The organism is Undibacterium paludis (assembly GCF_022568815.1).
Taxonomy (GTDB): Bacteria; Pseudomonadota; Gammaproteobacteria; order Burkholderiales; family Burkholderiaceae_D; genus Undibacterium.
In genome coordinates, this window is the sequence record NZ_JAKZHX010000011.1 from 101,594 (window position 1) to 120,889 (window position 19,296).

General features: G+C 51.8%; 19 protein-coding genes. 11 read left to right on the forward strand and 8 right to left on the reverse strand.

All coding sequences use genetic code 11. From position 1 onward, the window contains the following. Positions 1 to 12: 12 nt before the first annotated feature. On the reverse strand, positions 13 to 624 hold the full coding sequence (locus tag LZ463_RS19140; protein WP_241457418.1) for a GyrI-like domain-containing protein: 612 nt from the start codon (positions 622 to 624) through the stop codon (positions 13 to 15). Between the two features lie 222 nt (positions 625 to 846). Between LZ463_RS19140 and LZ463_RS19145 the strand changes: the two genes are divergently transcribed. Further along, entirely contained in the window at positions 847 to 1,398 is a 552-nt protein-coding gene (locus LZ463_RS19145) for a GNAT family N-acetyltransferase (RefSeq protein ID WP_241457419.1), read from the forward strand. Here LZ463_RS19145 and LZ463_RS19150 read toward each other — a convergent pair. Beyond that, complete coding sequence (locus LZ463_RS19150; protein ID WP_241457420.1) at positions 1,385 to 1,567, reverse strand: hypothetical protein; 183 nt, start codon at positions 1,565 to 1,567, stop codon at positions 1,385 to 1,387. The genes LZ463_RS19145 and LZ463_RS19150 overlap by 14 nt on opposite strands. Positions 1,568 to 1,660: 93 nt before the next feature. On the opposite strand from LZ463_RS19150, the gene LZ463_RS19155 reads away from it, so the two are divergent. Continuing rightward, the gene (locus LZ463_RS19155; RefSeq protein ID WP_241457421.1) at positions 1,661 to 2,602 is read left to right on the forward strand and encodes a LysR family transcriptional regulator; all 942 of its coding nucleotides are present in this window, start codon (positions 1,661 to 1,663) and stop codon (positions 2,600 to 2,602) included. 19 nt (positions 2,603 to 2,621) lie between these two features. Beyond that, a complete protein-coding gene (locus LZ463_RS19160) occupies positions 2,622 to 3,602 on the forward strand; it encodes an alpha/beta fold hydrolase (protein ID WP_241457422.1) in 981 nt (326 codons plus the stop codon). A gap of 33 nt (positions 3,603 to 3,635) precedes the next feature. Here the strand turns inward: LZ463_RS19160 and LZ463_RS29135 are convergent, their stop codons facing one another. Continuing rightward, positions 3,636 to 3,767, reverse strand: coding sequence for a hypothetical protein (locus LZ463_RS29135; protein ID WP_277624109.1), 132 nt, complete (start codon positions 3,765 to 3,767; stop codon positions 3,636 to 3,638). A 419-nt stretch (positions 3,768 to 4,186) separates the two neighbouring features. Beyond that, the gene (locus LZ463_RS19165; protein ID WP_241457423.1) at positions 4,187 to 4,399 is read right to left on the reverse strand and encodes a cold-shock protein; all 213 of its coding nucleotides are present in this window, start codon (positions 4,397 to 4,399) and stop codon (positions 4,187 to 4,189) included. Positions 4,400 to 4,884: 485 nt separating this feature from the next. Between LZ463_RS19165 and LZ463_RS19170 the strand changes: the two genes are divergently transcribed. The 7 genes from LZ463_RS19170 (at position 4,885) to LZ463_RS19200 (ending at position 13,396) form a co-directional block, all read left to right on the forward strand. Continuing rightward, entirely contained in the window at positions 4,885 to 5,964 is a 1,080-nt protein-coding gene (locus LZ463_RS19170) for an STM4015 family protein (RefSeq protein ID WP_241457424.1), read from the forward strand. A 6-nt stretch (positions 5,965 to 5,970) separates the two neighbouring features. Then, positions 5,971 to 7,134, forward strand: a complete 1,164-nt coding sequence (locus LZ463_RS19175) for an STM4014 family protein (RefSeq protein WP_241457425.1) — start codon at positions 5,971 to 5,973, stop codon at positions 7,132 to 7,134. Next, complete coding sequence (locus tag LZ463_RS19180) at positions 7,121 to 7,786, forward strand: HAD family hydrolase (protein WP_241457426.1); 666 nt, start codon at positions 7,121 to 7,123, stop codon at positions 7,784 to 7,786. Before LZ463_RS19175 ends, LZ463_RS19180 begins: the two co-directional genes overlap by 14 nt. Beyond that, on the forward strand, positions 7,774 to 8,580 hold the full coding sequence (locus LZ463_RS19185; RefSeq protein WP_241457427.1) for an STM4013/SEN3800 family hydrolase: 807 nt from the start codon (positions 7,774 to 7,776) through the stop codon (positions 8,578 to 8,580). The genes LZ463_RS19180 and LZ463_RS19185 overlap by 13 nt, the downstream gene beginning before the upstream one ends. Beyond that, positions 8,577 to 9,917, forward strand: coding sequence for an STM4012 family radical SAM protein (locus LZ463_RS19190; protein ID WP_241457428.1), 1,341 nt, complete (start codon positions 8,577 to 8,579; stop codon positions 9,915 to 9,917). Before LZ463_RS19185 ends, LZ463_RS19190 begins: the two co-directional genes overlap by 4 nt. Continuing rightward, positions 9,914 to 10,792, forward strand: coding sequence for an STM4011 family radical SAM protein (locus tag LZ463_RS19195; RefSeq protein WP_241457429.1), 879 nt, complete (start codon positions 9,914 to 9,916; stop codon positions 10,790 to 10,792). Before LZ463_RS19190 ends, LZ463_RS19195 begins: the two co-directional genes overlap by 4 nt. Before the next feature lie 204 nt (positions 10,793 to 10,996). Further along, positions 10,997 to 13,396: a TonB-dependent receptor plug domain-containing protein gene (locus LZ463_RS19200; protein ID WP_241457430.1), complete on the forward strand. Its 2,400-nt coding sequence runs from the start codon at positions 10,997 to 10,999 to the stop codon at positions 13,394 to 13,396. Between the two features lie 15 nt (positions 13,397 to 13,411). On the opposite strand, the gene LZ463_RS19205 is transcribed toward LZ463_RS19200, so the two are convergent. Next, the gene (locus tag LZ463_RS19205) at positions 13,412 to 14,620 is read right to left on the reverse strand and encodes a citrate/2-methylcitrate synthase (protein ID WP_241457431.1); all 1,209 of its coding nucleotides are present in this window, start codon (positions 14,618 to 14,620) and stop codon (positions 13,412 to 13,414) included. A gap of 129 nt (positions 14,621 to 14,749) precedes the next feature. Between LZ463_RS19205 and LZ463_RS19210 the strand changes: the two genes are divergently transcribed. Then, positions 14,750 to 16,141, forward strand: coding sequence for a CoA transferase (locus tag LZ463_RS19210; RefSeq protein WP_241457708.1), 1,392 nt, complete (start codon positions 14,750 to 14,752; stop codon positions 16,139 to 16,141). Between the two features lie 21 nt (positions 16,142 to 16,162). On the opposite strand, the gene LZ463_RS19215 is transcribed toward LZ463_RS19210, so the two are convergent. The 3 genes from LZ463_RS19215 to LZ463_RS19225 form a co-directional block, all read right to left on the reverse strand. Continuing rightward, positions 16,163 to 16,657 carry a helix-turn-helix domain-containing protein gene (locus tag LZ463_RS19215; RefSeq protein WP_241457432.1) on the reverse strand — a complete coding sequence of 165 codons (495 nt, stop codon included), beginning with the start codon at positions 16,655 to 16,657 and terminating at the stop codon, positions 16,163 to 16,165. Positions 16,658 to 16,750: 93 nt separating this feature from the next. After that, complete coding sequence (locus tag LZ463_RS19220) at positions 16,751 to 17,902, reverse strand: branched-chain amino acid ABC transporter substrate-binding protein (protein WP_241457433.1); 1,152 nt, start codon at positions 17,900 to 17,902, stop codon at positions 16,751 to 16,753. A 335-nt stretch (positions 17,903 to 18,237) separates the two neighbouring features. After that, entirely contained in the window at positions 18,238 to 19,245 is a 1,008-nt protein-coding gene (locus LZ463_RS19225) for a LysR family transcriptional regulator (protein WP_241457434.1), read from the reverse strand. Positions 19,246 to 19,296 lie beyond the last annotated feature (51 nt).

The following is a 19,296-nucleotide window of genomic DNA, read 5'->3' on the forward strand; positions in this document are numbered from 1 at the left end:
TGTTGGTGAATATTATTTTGTGAATGGTTGACGTATGATGGTTTTCCAGTTCACAGGGGCCGCCTTGCGTATGTCACTGAGATAAATCTCATGATGCTTGCCGGTAAGCTGACCATGCGCATCGATATACTGGTGCAGGCGGTCTATGGTTGGTCCTTCTTCACTGAATGGTCCCTTGTGCAGTATCTGTGCGCACGGCCCTTCCTGGAAACTTTCAAAACGTAGCTGATCCAAAGCTGACAAAGGTTTTTTCCTGCCCGCCGTCGCGATGGCGTCTGCGACCATGCCAGCAGTGATAAAGTCGGGCTGCATGATCATCATGGTCCAGCGCCATTCGTTTTTACGGTCTGCCACAAACGCCGCCATGTCATCAGCCCACCACAGGCCTTCCAGCGGCATGACAGCATAATCAATCGCTGTGCTGCTCTTCTTGACCATGAACTTCAGGGTGTAAGCTACGGTGAACAAAGCTTCCACCGCTGCGGCATAATGGCTGGAGGAATTCGGATCGCCGTGGCCGTCTATCATGAGAAAGTACAATGCAGGGACATCGACTTCAGTTACGGCAGTAGCTGAGGCGTGATAGACAGATTTCAGTTGTTTCTTCAAATCCAGCTTTTCCATGATAAAGATGTACTCTTGTCAGCGAGGTGTACACCTTAGCATGAAGGGATTTGACAAATCTTGCGGACTTGGAGACTGTTATGAAATTAACCTGGCGTTGTTGCACCTTCTTGCCCTACTAAAGTACTGTCTGCATCGGTGTGCCTGGCCGGGGGCGCCTAGCCGGGGGGGCGTAGCCACCTTAATTTCGTAACAGTCTCTCGACGATACGGGAAGGGATGAATGATGAACAAGGATTTGATCATACGCTGTGCGACGGAAGCGGATATCAGCGCCATGCAGGCACTGATCGCGCGCTCGGCGATACAGCTCAGCGCAGGCTTTTACACAGAACAACAGGCACAGGCTCTACTGACGCATGTGTTTGGTGTCGATACCCAGCTTATCTTCGACCAGACTTATTTTGTCATCGAAGAGCAGGGCAGCATGCTGGCCTGCGGTGGCTGGAGCAAGCGCAAGACTCTGTTTGGAGGCGACCAGGCCAAGCAGGGCGTGGATAATCTGCTGGACCCGGCGACTGATGCTGCACGCATACGGGCATTTTTTGTTGAACCGGCCGCGGCGCGCCGTGGCCTGGGCCGTCTTTTGCTTGAGCATTGCAGCGCTCAGGCAAGGGCGGCAGGTTTTACCGCGATGGAACTGGCGGCCACCATGCCAGGGGTGCCGCTGTACCTGGCTTGCGGTTTCAGCGTAACTGAGCGTTTTGAGCTTGATCTGCCTGATGGTGTGAAAGCACCGCTCAGCCGCATGCGCAAACAGCTTATTGGCGTTTGACAGATTGCCTGAGAATGCGCTCCCATGCACCCAGACGGTGATGTTCTGGCATGGGCCGTGCATCCATATAAACGTTAAGCCTGTCGATCCAGGCACGTAAGACCGCCAGCAAACTGCCAGGGCTGTCTGCTGCACCATGGCAGGAGGTACTTTTGGTTTTACTGGTCATGTTGTTTCCCCGTGCATTGCTGTTCACCTGGGGCAGTATAGGTGCTAAGCTACGCACAGAAAATCGATAAATTTGCGTTTTTACTTCGCATAAATGCACAAGCCTCCTACATCTCACATCCCCACCCCGGAAGGGCCGGATACGGCTCGCCTGGATTGGGATGACCTGCGCTATATCCTCGCGGTGGCCAGGGGCAACTCGCTGTCAGCGGCCGCCAGGGCATTGAAAGTCACCCATTCCACCGTATTGCGCCGCGTAGAAGCCATAGAGGCGAAAATGGCAGTACGCCTGTTTGAGCGCCTGCGTACAGGCTATGTCTGTACGCAAGCCGGTGAAAGTCTCAGGCACACGGCAGAGCAATGCGAGTCCCTGATAGCGCAGGCAGAAAGAGAAATCATCGGCGGCGATACCCGTCTGACCGGCCATGTGCGTGTCACCACTGCCCATGTCGTCGCCATGTACTTATTGCCTGCGGCGCTGGCAAAATTTCATGCGTTACATGATCAGATTGAAGTTGAAGTCCGCACTGCCCGTGAAAGAGTTGACCTGGCCAGGCGCGAAGCCGATGTGGCCATACGCATGTCTGCCGATGTGCCGGACACCCTGGTCGGCCGGCAACTCGGGCAGGTAAAAATACGTGTGTATGGCTGGCATGATGCCCCCTGTCTGGCCAGACTCAAGCCACAGACACTGTTGCCACTGGATGTATTGACGCAAGACTTTCCCTGGATAGGTTTCGATGGACAGGACAGAAGTTATGACCGCTGGGTCGATGCCCATGTGCCGTCGCGGGTCGTGGTTGCGCGTGCTGATCATTTCCCCAGTGCTACAGCCCTGATCAGGACCGGCATGGGTATCACTATCTTGCCCGAATTTGTGGCTAAGGATGTGCCCGGTCTGCGTGCCCTGTCTGAACCGGTGGCAGCCTTGCAATCGCCTTTATGGATGCTGACACATGTGGATTTGCGCAATACCGCCAGAGTGCGCGCCTTCATGCAGATTGCAGGCAATGCACTGGAAGCAGCCTTGAAGTAAGAATCTTTGAGAGATAAACATGCAAAATACCGTGAATCCCGGCAAGCGATTTTTCTTGAGGTTTTTCCTGTTTATTACCGGTTTGTGTCTGGTCATGCTTTGCCTTGCGGGTATCGCCCTTGCCATGTTCTGGGCGCCAGATCAACCTGTGGATGAATTGAAAGCCCGTTGGGCTCCATCGCCATCACAGTTTATCAATGTGCGCGGCATGTCCGTCCATGTGCGTGATGAAGGCAGGCGCGATGATCCTGTTCCCATCGTGCTGATACATGGCACCTCAGCCAGTCTGCATACCTGGGAAGGCTGGGTCGCAGAACTGAAGCACCAGCACCGCGTCATCAGCATGGATATTCCCGCCTTTGGTCTGACCGGCCCCAGGCCTGATGCCGATTATCACAGTACTACCTATGCCAGATTCATACTCGATTTGCTTGATACCATGCAGGTCAGTCGCTGCATCATCGCAGGTAATTCACTTGGCGGCGAAGTCGCCTGGATGGTCACGGTGACAGCACCACAAAGGGTAGAGCGCCTGGTACTGGTGGATGCAGGCGGTTATGCTTTTAAAGCGGCCTCCATACCATTGGGATTTCGCATAGCACGCATGCCGCAACTGGCATGGATAGGTGAACACGTCCTGCCGCGCCACATGATGGAAACCAGTGTGAAAAATGTCTATGGTAGTCCGGATAAAGTCACGCCAGCCCTGGTGGACAGGTATACCGCCATGACCTTGCGCGAAGGTAATCGCCATGCCCTGGGTCAGCGTTTCCAGCAAACCAGTTCCGGCACCCACGCAGCCGACATCAAGAACATACATGTCCCCACACTGATTATCTGGGGTGGGCAGGACAGGTTGATACCGCAGGAATATGCGAAAAAATTCAATCAGGATATCGCCGGCAGCAAGCTGGTAATATTCGACAAGCTGGGTCATGTGCCACATGAAGAGGACCCGGTAGCTACGGTGGCAGTGGTGAAAGATTTTCTGAAGATGTAAACGCAAAAAGCCCACCAGAGGTGGGCATTCCATTCATTCGGGCAAACTGTCGGCAGCCCATGCTATCTGCGTGGTGCCACTGACTGGTGCATCACCCGTGCTATCTGCACGGTGCAATGTGGGTTTGTTTGCCTCTTCCTGCAGGTCCGCTATAGTTCGGTCCACGACAGGGTTACCACGAATGAGATCCTTCAACACTTCATTACACCATTTCCCGGGTTGCAAATACATGCAAACACAGCCGGTGAGAATAAAGGCGCTTTGGAGTAGGCTGAGCTTACTCTGCGGTCTTGTTGGCAGGATGCACTATGCATCCAGAGGGCTCATATTTATATAAGCCCTGATGACAATACCATTTCCCCTTGATCCATGCTATCTGCGTGGTACCAAAAGCCGGTAAGTATCATTCTGCGCATCAGCATTTCGTACAAGACAAAAACACTGACAGATGAAGGTGTGTCGCCATGCGATGGACTAATCCCCAGCAACCCATGCTATCTGCGTGGTGCCACTGGCCGGTAATGCTGAATTAGTCAAAAGCGCCGCGACTGGGCAAATTTGATTTGCCCTGTAAAGAGACTTGATTAAGACAGAATCTGGATATTGCTGGCCTTGTCGCCCTTAGGACTGGCTGTGCGCTCGAAAGACACACGCTGGTTTTCGCTCAGACTCTTGAAGCCGCTGGACTGTATGTCCTGGAAGTGGGCGAACAAATCAGCGCCACCTGCATCAGGAGCGATAAAGCCGAAGCCCTTGGAATCGTTGAACCATTTGACTATACCTGTTTGAGTACTCATGTTTTTTTCCTTTTTGATAAAACCATAGGCAAAATTGCCCGAGATGGACTTGTAAGCAAGTGATAAAACCAGTGGAAAAAAGACAGAACAGCCAGAGAGATAAAGCTATGCGGAATTGGGACCAACAAATTAAGGACTTGATGCAAGTACGGAACGGAATATACACGTATTTACCAGAAATGGCTAATTTTTTTCAAATAAATTTTCAACACCGTGCGTGATGGGAATACATGGGGAAATAATTAACATGGGAGTAACTACTCAATAAGACAGGTGCGTGACAGCGCGTATTGCCCGGTCCGCAGCCGGTGATTCCGGGGAAATCAAATGCTCAGATTTCCCCTTGTAACAATTGATGTTCTTGCTTGACAAGGTGGTAGGTGAAAGTAATTATCTAGCCTTAAAGATAAGGGTTAACGACAAGAATTTTGTACACTTACACTGCCAATTTCAATGGCTAACTGCATCTCTCAAGGCGCTCATCAATGAAACATTATTTTGAATACCAAGATTCCAAATCTTACAAATTCTGGCAAGTTGAAATCGAAGCTAATGCGCTGACGGTGAAGTACGGCAAGATAGGTACAGCCGGACAGGAAAAAATCAGCAGCTTTGATACGGAAGAAAAAGCGCAGAAGGAAATGGCAAAGCTCATCAGCGAAAAAAACAAAAAGGGCTATGTAGAAAAAGCTGACGCGAGTGCCAAAAAAATAGCGCGACGCCTAGGTGTCAGTTACGACGAAGCAGAAGAAGGTAAAACCCTGGCAGAAAAAATGGCAGCCTTTCTGGATTCGACCCAGGCGACAGAAGTGGAATCACTGGTGATCGCGGCCTGGGAAGAACCCTATGAAGGTGGTCCGCAAGAAGCGCTGGATTTGATGATTGCGCAAAGTGGCAAACTGACCAGCCTGAAAGAGTTATTCGTCGGTGACATGGATTCTGAAGAGTGCGAAATATCGTGGATCAAACAGGCTGATTATACGAACTTGCTGACAGCTTTTCCGGCGCTGGAGCGCCTGCATATCAAGGGTTCATCTGACCTGGTCTTGTCTTCGCAGGTATTGAAGCATGCGAACCTGAAAGCACTGACCATAGAATGTGGCGGTTTACCCAAGGCAGTAATAGAGACCATAACGACGGCGCACCTGCCTGAACTCGAATACCTGCAACTCTACCTCGGTGTCGATGATTATGGTTTTGACGCCAAACTTGCTGATCTGCGCCCCTTCATGCAAAAAGGATTGTTCCCCAAGCTGAAATACCTGGGCCTGACAGACAGCGAAATTGCCAATGAAATCGCGACTGAAATCGCCCAGGCGCCAATTCTGGAACAACTGGAAACACTGGACCTGTCCATGGGAACACTCAGTGATGATGGTGGTCGCGCCTTACTGGCAAGCCCAGTTATCAAAGGGCAGAGTGGCGGGCTGAAAAAACTGGATCTGCATTACCATTATTTGTCGAATGAGCTGATGAAAGAGTTCAAGAAACTGCCTGTTCTGGTTGATGTCAGTGATCAGCAAGATATCGATGATGAATGGCGTTACCCGGCCGTGACAGAATAAAGACAGATGTACAAGAGCCCTCGTTTTGTACTGATAGGTAATCCTGAAAACCGTCGTGCAAGTTTTTTCCAGCAGGCATTGCAACAGGCTGGTCAGGAACCAGCCCTGGTCATTTCTTATCTGGATATGCTTGACAATGCGGACTTGCTCAACAAGCTGACTGGCAATTTACCTGCGGATGACATCATCGTCAGGATAGAGTCACCAGGTGAAAATTTCGAGGTGGAAAAAAGAATACTCGCCCTCGGTGGTCTGGAAGATGCGCTGGATCTGGAAGACCAGCGTGGCAGGATTTATCATCCGCGATTATGGTTCAAGGGGTTTACCTGTTTGATGACATCGGTTGCAAAGCAGTTTGAACAAGACTGGCAGGGAAGACGAGGTGGGCAAGGTGGGCAACTAAGTTGGTTCAATCATCCTGCTGACATTGTCAGCATGTTTGATAAACCTGCATGCAAGAAAATCTTGCAACCTTATACTTTGCCTGTTTTTCCAGTGTTTTCATGTTACGAGGAATTCTTTTCTTTTGTCAGAGAACAGCAGTACTGCCGCTTTTTCATCAAACTCAATTCCAGCTCTTCTGCATCTGGCGTAGTGGCTTATGAATACAATAAAACAAACGGCAGGGAGCTGGCTTACTCCACGGTAGAAGTCGTATCTGGCATGGACGGCGATCGTTACTTCAATTCCCTGAAGGTAAAAAAATATACTTCGACAGGCATGATAGGAAATGTACTCGATTTTCTGTTTGAGCAAGGGGCCCTGGTTGAACGATGGATTCCCAAAGCCAGGCATGAAGACAGTTCCTATGATTTGCGAATAATGGGTATAGGCGGCCAGCGGCGGCACGCCATTGCCAGATTGAGTCGTGGACCGATGACCAATCTGCACCTTGGCAATCAGCGCTGCGCCGTCGATGAACTGGAACTGTCATCAGCCACCTGGGCAGAAATCGACACCCTGGTGGGGCAATGCATGCAGGCTTTCCCGCGATCCTTGTACGCCGGCCTGGATGTGCTGATACCCAGGGATGGGGGCTTGCCTGTTTTGCTGGAGGCGAATGCTTTTGGCGACCTGCTGCCCAATCTATTGCACCATGGAGAGAGCACCTATCTGGCAGAAATCAATGCTGTACTCAAGCGGCAGAAAGAAGCATATGCCTGCCACTAAAAGAGCCAGCCTGCTGTTTGATATCGACAATACCCTGATCGACAGGGATGCTGCTTTTCGTGACTACATACAGCATTTCATCGACAGACATCGAGATGCTTTCGGTGACGAAAACAGGGGGCAGGTAAGGGATGACATGCTTGCCATGGATGCACATGGCAGAAAAGACCGTCAGATTTTTTGCAGACAATTGCTTGAAACCTATCCACAATTGCCACATACAGAAGAAAGCTTGTGGCAAGATCACCTGTCATTGCCCGACTTCGTACAGGCAGACCATGTATTGCAAGAGATGCTGGCGCGACTGACAAGGGAGTACCAGTTGATGATCATCTCCAACGGATCGGCTAATATGCAGCGGCGCAAACTTCAGCAGGCCGGATTGACAGAAATTTTTGAGCACATCTTCATTTCTGCTGAAGTCGGTTATGCAAAACCTGATCAAAGGCTGTTCTCACATGCATTGCGTCATTGCGATCACGAAAAAATCATCATGATAGGGGATGACTACGTCAACGACATGCAACCGGCCATGGCCATGCAGTTGAAGACTTTTTTCATCAATCCCGAAAATGTCGATGTGCCGGCCAAACCTGATTCGCAACTGCGCAGTATCCATGCACTGGAGGAGGTATTGACATGCATGATATGAACCAGATCGTTGGCAAGAGCAATATACTCTTTATTACTTTTGATACCCTGCGCTACGATGTCGCGCAACAGGAGCATGCCGCCGGGCGCACACCTTTTCTGGCCCAGCTTTTGCCACAAGGCTGGCAAGAGCGCCATGCGCCAGGCTCTTTTACCTATGCATCGCATTGCGCCTTCTTTGCCGGTTTCCTGCCTACACCAGCACGGCCTGGCCTGCATGAGAGACTGTTTTCCCTCAGATTTGCAGGTAGCGAAACCACGGGGGCAACAAGCTATTGTTTTGACACGCCAGACATCGTGTCCGGTTTTGCCGGATTGGGGTACCGTACCATCTGCATAGGTGGAGTCGGGTTTTTCAAAAAACAAAATCCCTTGTCCTGCGTCTTGCCCAATCTTTTCCAGGAAAGTTACTGGCAACCGGAATTTGGTGTGACTGATATTGAATCGACCAGGCACCAGGTCGAATTTGCCATTCAGCTGCTGCAACAGCAACCTGATCAACAAGTTTTTTTATTCATGAATTTATCTGCATTGCATCAACCTAATTGTCATTACCTGCCAGGTGCGACAGGTGACAGCCTGGCCAGCCATGCTGCTGCCTTGCGTTATATAGACGGCCAGTTACCACCCTTGTTTGAGGCACTGAGCCTGCGTGGTGATACCTTTGTCATTCTCAGTTCCGACCATGGTACGACCTATGGCGAAGATGGTTATACCGGGCACCGCCTGGGGCATGAAAAAGTCTGGACGATTCCCTACGCTGATTTTCTGTTGCCGCAAAGGGGGTTGTCATGAGTGATGCAGTCCATGCGTTTCGCCAATACCTTGAAGAGACCAGCCGCTTTCAAAGTTACCTGTACTCTTATCCGCATAAAACTGCATACCGGCCATTTGAAGAAAAGCTGGACTTGAAAACCTTGTGGGCGCCAGAGAAGAAACATGCGCTATACCTGTACACGCATATTCCATTTTGCCGCATGAAGTGCTCGTTCTGTAACCTGTTCACCGTGTCGCATCCCAGGGAAGACCTGGTCAGCCTGTACCTGAAGAAAATTCAACTGGAAGCAGAAGTCGTACGCGATACCCTGGGAGATTTTCGCTTTGCCGGTTATGCGATCGGTGGTGGCACTCCCAGCCATCTTGATGTCGGTCAGCTGGAGCAGTTGTTTGCTGTGTATACCGATATCCTGGGCGTCGATTTGCGCAATACGCCAGGCTCGTTTGAAATTTCCCCCGATACCATCAATGATGAAAAACTGTCTTTCCTCTCGCAGCATGGTGTGCAGCGACTCAGTATAGGCATACAGAGTTTTATCGAAACCGAAGCCCGCTCAGTCGGCCGCGTGCAACCGGAGACAGTGATGGAACCACTGCTGGAAAAGATAGGCAGTTATCAATTCCCTGTTTTCAACCTGGACCTGATTTATGGCATACCGGGGCAAACCGCAGAAACCTGGCTGGCTTCGCTGAAAAAAGCCATACAGTTCCAGCCAACGGAAATATTCCTTTATCCCTTATATGTGAGGCCGCTGACTTCGCTGTTCAAGAAACGTGGCAATGCACAGGATGAAGATATACGTTCCACGCTATATCGCATAGGTCGCGATTTTTTACAGGCGAATGGCTATGTACAGGACTCCATGCGCCTGTTCCGCAAACCAGTGGCTGGCTTGCGTGAAAGCTCTGAATATTCATGCCAGGAAGATGGCATGATAGGCTTGGGCACCAATGCCCGTTCTTATACAACAGATGTGCATTACTCGACGGAATATGCGGTGGCCAAGCCCGCTGTGGCGTCCATCATCGACGATTATGTGGCAAAAGACCGTGCCGATTTCATGACCGTCAGCTATGGCATACGCCTGTCGCTAGATGACAGAAAGCGCCGTTACCTGATCAAGTCGCTGCTGAAGGCGCAGGGACTGGATAGTGCGCATTACCAGTCCTTGTACGGTGCAGCGGTGCATGATGATTTCCCGGAATTGCAGACATTACTCGACATGCAACTGGCCAAAGAAGAGAGTGGCCGCATGCAACTGCATGGTGAAGGCCTTGCTTATTCCGATCTTATCGGTCACTGGTTTATCTCGCCGACAGTCAGGGCGAAAATGCAGGAGTATGTACCACGATGAGCCTGAAAGTCATCTATCGCGGGCACCTGACTGACTGCAATTACAGTTGCGAATACTGCCCCTTCGCCAAAGAAAAAAACAGCCGTGAAATGCAGGCGCTCGACAGGAAAGACCTGGACAGGTTTGTTGCCTGGGTAGAGCAAAACAGCAGTGCCGCCAGACCCATGGAAATTTTTATTACACCTTATGGTGAGGCCCTGGTGCGCAAATGGTATCAGGAAGCAATGATACGCCTGTCGCATTTGCCGCATGTGAGCAAAGTGGCGGCGCAAACCAATCTGGCATGGAACACGCAATGGCTGTCGCGCTGCAATGTACAGACGACAGCACTGTGGACGACATATCACCCCGATTTTGTCAGTGAAGACAAATTTGCAGGCAAATGTGAAGAATTGAGAGCCATGCAGATACGTCACAGCGTTGGTGTGGTCGGACTGCAACAGCATTTTGCAAAAATTGCCTCGCTGCGCCAACGTTTGCCTGACAGCACCTATATGTGGGTCAATGCCTATAAGCGTGAAGCCAATTACTATACAGACCAGGACATCAGCTTCCTGGAAGGCATAGATCATCTGTTCAGGTTGAACCTGCCCTGGTATGAAAGCATGGGCAAGCCTTGCAAGGCCGGTGACGAGATTGTGTCCATAGAGGGGAATGGCGACCTGTTCCGCTGCCACTTCATCAAAACCCGCAAAGGCAATATTTTCACAGACCCGCTCGACAGCATGCTCAAAAAAGAAGTCTGTACCAAGGCCACCTGCCACTGTCATATTGGCTATATCCACCTCGATCACATGAAGTCAGAACAGGTGTACGGCAGCGGGCTGCTGGAAAGAATACCGGTGAAGTATGGCAATGCGCACCGGTTTGGCTGATCGCTGACGGCGGTGCGATTGCTTTGTTAGCAATAATTTGCATTGTCTTATATGATTCTCTTATGTTTTTAGCAGAAAACAATCGTTTACCGGTTATGTACTGGTACGTAACATAGGTTCAACCGGAGTTCGTTGTTACTCATTGTTCTTAGGGACTATGAGTGGAGCGAGTCCCACGCTCATACAAATCGAGAAAGAAACCATATGGACCATGCTTCAAACTATCCTTTACCTTTATCCTTGCCAAAGCGTCGCAATGCATTGCTGGTTGCCTCCCTGATTACCGCCTTTTCTGCCATGTCTGCCGAGGCGCAAGAGCTTGCTGCCTCACAGTCTGATACCGTCATCGTGACCGGCACCCGCAGCATCAAACGCACCGTTTCGGATTCAGAAGCACCTATCGATATACTGACATCCAAGGACCTGCAGTCCACCGGCTCAGGTGAACTGGCCGCCGTACTGAGCCGTTTGCTGCCTTCGCTGAATTTTCCGCGCCCTGCCGTAGCTGATGGCACGTCTGCCAGCCGTCCGGCGCAATTGCGCGGTCTGTCGCCAGACCAGACCCTGGTACTGGTGAATGGCAAGCGCTGGCATACTTCAGCCGTGGTCAATGTGAATGGTACGGCGGGGCGTGGTTCGTCGCCAGCCGATCTGAACACCATCCCCATCAGCGCCATCGACAAGATTGAAGTCCTGCGTGATGGTGCGGCGGCACAATATGGTTCTGACGCGATTGCCGGTGTCATCAATATCATCCTGAAAAAAGGCGCAGACGGTGGTGAAGTGCAGGCCGGCATAGGTCAGTACAGTCAACGTGATGGTACCCAGGGCAGTTTGAGCGCCAACTTTGGTACCGTATTGGGTGACAGGGGCTGGGCACGGTTTACTGCCGAGCAGCGCAACCAGAAAGAAACCAATCGTGCCGGTGCTGATTTCCGTAATCCGCTTGAACCTTTGTATGGCAAGGTCACTCAGGTGCAGGGTGATCCCAAGTTGCAACAAACCAATCTGGGTGTGAATGCCAGCCTGCCGCTGGCGGCTGACCTGGACCTGTATGGTTTTGCCAATTACAGCCGCCGCAATACCGATGCAGCCGCGACCTGGCGTACGGCTTACACGACGGGTACGACCTTGCGTACCCCTCTGTACCCGAATGGCTTTTTGCCCAATGAGGCAGCCACCAATACCGATGTATCCATAGTTGCCGGTATCAAGGGCAAGGCAAATGGCTGGCGTTGGGATGCCAGCGTCAATTATGGCTCCAGTGAATTCAGTCTCGATGTCAACAATACCGTCAACCTGAGTCTGGGAGCGACCAGTCCGACCAGTTTTTATGCCGGTAAGTTGAAAAACACCCAGACCCTGGCAAATTTTGATGCAGCCAGGGAATTTGAATTTGCCGGTCTGAGCAATCCCCTGACTGTCGCTGTCGGCGCCGAATACCGGCGTGACCAGTATGAAATCGGCGCCGGTGAGCCGAATTCGTATTTCGGTAGTGGCGCCCAGGGTTTCTCTGGTTTCCAGCCATCGAATGCTGGCAGTTTCAGCCGTCATAGTGCATCCATCTATGCCAATATCGAAGCAGAGCTGAGCAATCAGCTGAGTGCATCATTCGCCCTGCGACATGAGAATTACAGCGACTTTGGCAGCGTCACCTCCGGCAAATTATCTGGCCGGTTTGAATTCACCAAAGAGTTCGCATTGCGTGCAGCAGCATCAAATGGTTTCCGCGCGCCTTCACTGGCGCAGCAAAACTATACGATTTCCACCACCAATCTGATCACCATTAACGGTACTTCGCAACTGGTTGATACCGGTACATTTGGTGTCGCCACGGCGGCCGCCAAAGCGCTTGGTGCGATACCGCTGGAGGCAGAGAAATCACGCAATTTCAGCCTGGGTGCGGTGATACAGCCGGCAAAAAATGCTTCGCTCAGTATTGATGCCTATCAGATCGATATTGACAACCGTATCCTGTACTCCGGCAACCTGGTCCTGCCTGCTGCCTTGCAAAGCGTGCTGGCAAAACAGGGTGTACTGGTGGGTGCTGCGCGTTACTTTACCAATGCACTCGATACCCGGACACGCGGCGTCGATGTCGTCGGTTCTTATCAAATCCCCTTGTCAGGTACTGACAAACTCGGTTTCACGCTGGCCTATAATCGCAACGATACAACGGTCAAGCGTGTTGGCGCGAATCCGGCAATATTGACGCAAAATAACCTGCTGCTGATAGACAGGCAAACCGTCAGCCGCGCCATTGACGCAACACCCAAAGACAAATTCAGCATTGCTGCTGACTATGGCTTCAGTGGCTGGTCTGTTCATGGCCAGGCAACACGCTATGGCAGTTTCGTTTCACCACAAAACAATGCAACGCTGGACCAGACCTATAGCGCCAATACGGTAATCGATATCGCTGCCAGCTATAAGCTGGGCAAATGGACTCTCAGTGCCGGTGTCGATAATCTGACTGATAAATACCCTGATCAGGTGACTTCAGCAGGTAACCTCAATACCGGTGGTACCCTGCCTTACAGCACCTTCTCACCTTATGGCTTCAATGGCCGCTATTACTATGCGAAAGCTGTCTATACGTGGTGACTTCCTGGGCAGGATTCAATAAGGGAACTTGCCCACATACCTGGCCCTGGGCCGTATCAGTTCCCCGTCACTGATTTGTTCCAGCGCATGCGCAATCCAGCCAGCACTGCGGCCCAGTGCAAACAGGATTTGCGCTGCGCCGGCTGGCAGGCCGCAGGCAATTTCCAGCGCGACCAGGCCGAAATCGATGTTCAGGATTTCCCCCGTCATTTCCTCAGCCAGACTGGCGAATTTGAACAATCCCGCATGTTTTTCCTTGTCCAGCAACTGCATCAATATCTCACCACGCGGGTCACCCCCTGGATACAGAGGATGGCCAAAGCCGGGCAACTTCGGTGAAAAATTATCACGAACCTGATGGGCCTGCAGACATTGATGCAGATACTGTGGCAGATGTGCGCTGTGCTCTTGCAGGCCATGGCGAATAAAGCGGCTGACGCGCAGGCTTTCACCGCCGTGTTTGGGGCCGGACAATGCACCCAGTCCCGCACATAAGGCCATGCCAAGATGCGCGCCGGTAGACGCAACGCAACGTACCGTGAAGGTTGATACATTCAATTCATGATCGGCGCAAACCACCAGGGCCGCACGTAATATCTCTGCCGTGTGCTGATCCACTTGCCAGCATAACGCCAGCTGCTGGTGCAGGCTCTGATGGGTTGGGGGAATGGCGAGCAATGCCGCAGCAAGATAGCGCATCCAGATCGTTGCCTTGCTGTAGTCGTCATGTTCAACATCGCTTTCTACGACATTTTCCAGTACTGGCAAGATGCTCATGGCTCGCGCCAGCGGCGACAAGTCTGTACTGCCGTTCAATAGTTGCCACCACGTTTTGCCGGTATCGGGCAGGCTGGTGCTGGCAAACACATTGCTGCTGTCTCTGTCCCACAAGGTCAGGGCAGTTTCTTCCAGGCTAAGCGTTTTTGCCAATTCACGGATACTCTTGCCCCGGTAGTAAAGCTGCCCGTCTGCGACCAGGCTGATACGTGACTCAAGCACCGGCACGCCCCAGGCGATGGCTGACTCTGCCGCAGCACCGGCACGCCGGCTGTCACTATTACGTACCTGTAGACGCAGGACATCTTCCCTGGCATAGGTCTTCGTCCGCTGACCGGCCAGTGATTGCGAATGCAGCAAGCCCCGGCTGACGTACGAGTACAGGGTGGGCAGACTGACGCCGAGCAATTCTGCCGCCTGCCGGGCTGATAGATGTGAAGTATCCACGCGTTAAAAATATTTTTAAAAAGTATTTTTATATTGATCGATTCAATCAAGATTGACCCCACCATACCTGGGATTCTAGACTGGGCTCATTAATCTTTTACATGTCAATATACTGCATGGGAGCAAATGATGTCGGCAAAATTACTACTTGAATCATTATGGACGTTGGCAGGGGCTGAGACCATTGCGCTGGAGCATCTGCAATTTACAGGTGGCGACCTGCAATTGCCGTCGAGTTTCGAGGTTGGCGATGTGGCCAGTGCAACGATAGCAGCGCAGGCCCTGATGGCGGCGCAGCTATGGCGTGATCGTGCCGGTCAGCAGCAGGCCGTCAGCATCCACTACCGTCATGCTCTGGCGATGTTCAAGAGTGACCGTTATCTCAGTATCAATGGTCAGCCCATGGATGATCCATGGAGCAAGATTGCCGGGTACTATCAGGCGGGTGATGGCCGCTGGATACAGTTGCACACGAATTTTCCACATCATCGTGACGGTGTGCTGGCGGTATTACAGTGTGCTGACGACAGGGCTGCTGTTGCCAGGGCGATCAGCAACTGGTCGGCGGCGGAGCTGGATCAGACATTGGCCGATGCAGGCATGTGTGCCGCCCTGATCCGCACGCAGCAGGAATGGCAGGCACATGCGCAGGCGCAAGCACTCGCTGCACTGCCTTTGTTTGAAATAACCAGGGTTGCTGATGGCCCCGTTGTGCAACTGAATAATCATGCTGGTGCACGTCCACTAAGCGGCGTGCGGGTGCTTGATTTATCAAGAGTGATTGCAGCACCGGTGGCAGCGCGTACCCTGGCCCAGCATGGGGCCGATGTACTGGCGGTCAGCGCCGCCCATTTGCCAAATATCGCACCACTGGTCATGGATACGGGCCGTGGCAAGCGTTCGACCCAGCTTGATTTGCGCCAGACAGAAGGCCGGCAGCTACTGGGCAGGCTGGTGGCGGACGCGGATGTCTTTCTGCAAGCCTATCGCCCTGGAGCATTGGCACAGCATGGTTTTTCCGTGGAGGAACTGTGCCGCCAGAGACCTGGCCTGATCTATGTCAGCATGTCTGCCTATGGGCATGTTGGCCCCTGGTCCGGGCGCCGCGGCTTTGACAGCCTGGTACAGTCGGCCAGCGGCATAGCCGATGAAGAAGGGCGGGCGGCAGGTTTGTCCGGGCCAGGCAAGCTGCCTTTCCAGGCACTCGACCATGCGACTGGTTACCTCATGGCCTTTGCCACCATGCTTGCCCTGCAAAAGCGTGCGCGTGAAGGAGGTAGCTGGCATGTCAGACTATCTCTGGCGCAAACCGGACAGTGGTTGCAGGGACTGGGACGGCGAGCCTTGCACGACAGGGCTGGCGAACTAACGGCGGCAGAAACCAATGCATTCCTGGAGGTCACTCAGGGCCCGTATGGCACTATGTCTGCCATCGCACCAGTTGAACAAATGGAACTCACCCCGGCTTATTTTGAATTGTCGGCTCCAGGCCTGGGTGCGCATGCTCCTGTATGGTTGTAGTTTTTATGAGTTGTTGATACGTTAAAGAAATGGCTGGATTTTTCTGACGCCACGTCTGCCCAGTCTGCGCGCGTGCCTTTGTGAATGGCTGATGCGATCAAGCTGTACGCAACGCAATTGAGAGCTGATGGTCTGGTCTATATTCAGCAGCGCCTGGCTGATCAGCAGGTCCATTTCATGGATAAGCTGGTGGTTTTGTGTTGATGTGGGCAGCCTGCTGATGGCAGGCGACGTAGCAGACATGCTGATGCGCCAGGCATCTTCCAGGGTGATCTCGCCTGATGGTTTGGCAAGCTGCCATAGACCACGGTTCTCAACACCAAGTATCAAACCATTTTCATGCAGGCATGTGCAAAGCCTGCGGGTTTCAGCCCTGCTCAACCTGCAGTGATTTGCCAACTGCGCTATCTTCACCTGTTCTGGTGCACTCGCGACAAAATGCTCGAGTACCCTGGCCAGCTTGCGGAACAAGCTGTATCTGGTGGTGGACAGAACAGGTCCGGCTGCGAAGGACATTGCTGACTCTCTCTTGTTATTGGTAGGAACAGGCATGGGGGTATGACATGCCTGTTTGCAGGACAATGCAGGTAGTTGCTGCTGGACTGAAAATCAGCGTGTCACTGCAATCAATTCACGCTTACCATTCTTGTAGGTGTACAAAGTCAGCGTGCCGTCACGGATATCGCCACGCGCATCGAAGGAAATATCACCGGTCACTCCCTTGTATTTGATCTTTGCCAGTTCGGGCAGGTATCTGGCAGGTTCAGCAGAATTGGCTTTTTGCATGGCAGCTACCAGGGTCATTACACCGTCATAGGCATAAGGCGCATTGAGGACGACTTCATGGCCAAATTTCTTGCTGAAGCTGGCTTTAAATCTGTCGAGCCCTTCTTTCTTGCCTTCTTCCACCCCTCCGGCTTCGGCGCAGACCACGTTGCCTTCACCTATGGCATCGCCTGCCAGTTGTGCCAGTTCTGTCGAACAGATACCGTCTCCACCCATGAAACGGGCCTTCAAACCCAATTGCTTGATCTGTTTCAACAAAGGGCCACCTACTGCATCCATACCGCCAAAAAATATCAGATCAGGATTTGCCGCCTTGATGGTTGTCAGGATGGCGCTGAAATCAGTTGCCTTATCCGTGGTGTATTGGCGTGAAACAATTTTCGTGAAACTTGACTTGGCAGTCGCCCCCTTGATGAATTCATCAGCGACCCCCTGGCCATAGGCGGTACGGTCATCAATCACGGCAATATTCTTTGCATGTTGTATTTGTACCGCATAGCGCCCCAGCGTGCCGCCAAGCTGACCATCATTAGCAACTACCCGAAAAGCTGTCTTGAAACCTTGCTGGGTATATTTAGGATTGGTGGCAGAGGGAGAGATTTCCGGTATGCCAGCATCGTGATAAATCTTGGACGAGGGGATGGTCGTGCCGGAATTCATGTGGCCGATGACACCGTTCACTTTGGCATCTACCAGTTTCTGGGCAACGGTGGTTGCCTGCCTGGGCTCACCGGCATCATCTTCCGCCAGCAACTCAAACCGGGCTTTTTTGCCACCTATGGAGATAGCCTTCTGATTGAGTTCATCAATGGCCATGCGCGCCCCTTCTTCCGTATCTTTGCCCATGTGAGCGGATGGCCCGGAGAGGGGGCTGACGTGACCGATTTTTACCAGCAGGTCCTGGGCATGTGCCTGGCTGGTCAGCATGAAGGCAATGGACGACGCGGCGGTGATCAGTTTGATTGTGGCAGGCATGAATTTTCCTCTCTTTGACAATGTTGATATGCTTGATCTTCTTGACGTTTTTCCGCTCGGGGAGGCAGGTGTTTTCCAGGGGATTTTTCCTGTCTTTCGCGTTTCGGTAGTGCATCATTGTCTGTCAGGGGGGAAATCACAAGGCAATAATATTGACTCTATTTATTAGATTTTCTAATGTATATGTGATTAATAAATGTGCAATTAAAATAATATGACGAGGAGGTTTTTGATAAAAAAATCCCAGCGATTGGCAATGTGCAATCGACTTGTCTGATCTGCTTTTGTGTTGCGCAGGATGTAACGCAACAAAGTTTTTCATCAAACAGAATTCATCAGGAAGAATGACTGACCATTCTGGTGATGGCGGACAGGAAGTCGTTTCTTTTCTTTTCGAACTCGCGACACTCTTCAATCATCCATTCTTTGAAGATGTTGACAGACCGTTTGTTGCTGGCATGTTCGTTGAGAACCAGAAAATAGGCTGCACTGGTCTGTACGCAGATGGGGACGGCAGGGTTTAGCCGATGCTGAGCCAGGTCGTCAAGGATCAGGGATGTTCTGGCCATGGCGACACCCTGGCCATAGGTGGCGGCATTGATTGCCAGGTGAGACAAATTGTATTGATGACCATGTCGTATGAAATCCTGCACGTCGTCATCCGCACACTGGGTGGCGATACGTACCCATTCGCCCCATTCAGCGTAGGGCGGTGCGTTCTCCCATGGAGAATCGTCATGCAACAGCATGTGCTGTGTGAGGTCTGATGCCTGCTGTATGGCCGGGTACTGACTGAAGTATTCACTGTTCGTCACTGGCACCAGATATTCGGACATCAGCCGGGTAACATAGTGATTGCTGTGATCCGGCCCCTGTCCATACAAGACCAGGATATCGATTGACTCAGCGCTCATCTTGAGCGCGCTCATGCCAAATAATTCGCCACGCAGGTGTATTTCAATTTCTGGATACAAACGGCCAAAATGACTGAGCCTGGGCATCAGCCACATCATGGAAAAAGACGGCGATGAGCGGATTGCCACGCTCTTCAGGCCCAGGCTTGGCTGTATTGATTGCAGTTGCAATTCCAGTTCCTGCAACAGGCGGTTGACTACTCTGTGCAGTTCATTGCCTTCCTTGGTCAGTTTCAGGCTCCTGGTCAGGCGCACGAACAGGCGCACACCAACCTGTTCTTCCAGTCCCTTGATCTGTTGGCTGATGGCACCCTGTGTTACATGCAATTCGGCCGCTGCACGGGTAAAGCTGAGATGACGTGCCGCAGCATCAAAATATTTCAATGCATGGAGTATCAAAGGGGTAACGATTTTTTGGCTGCGCATCATGACATTCGTGTCCACGTGTTCATTTGTAGCAATAGGAATTATAAGTTCGAA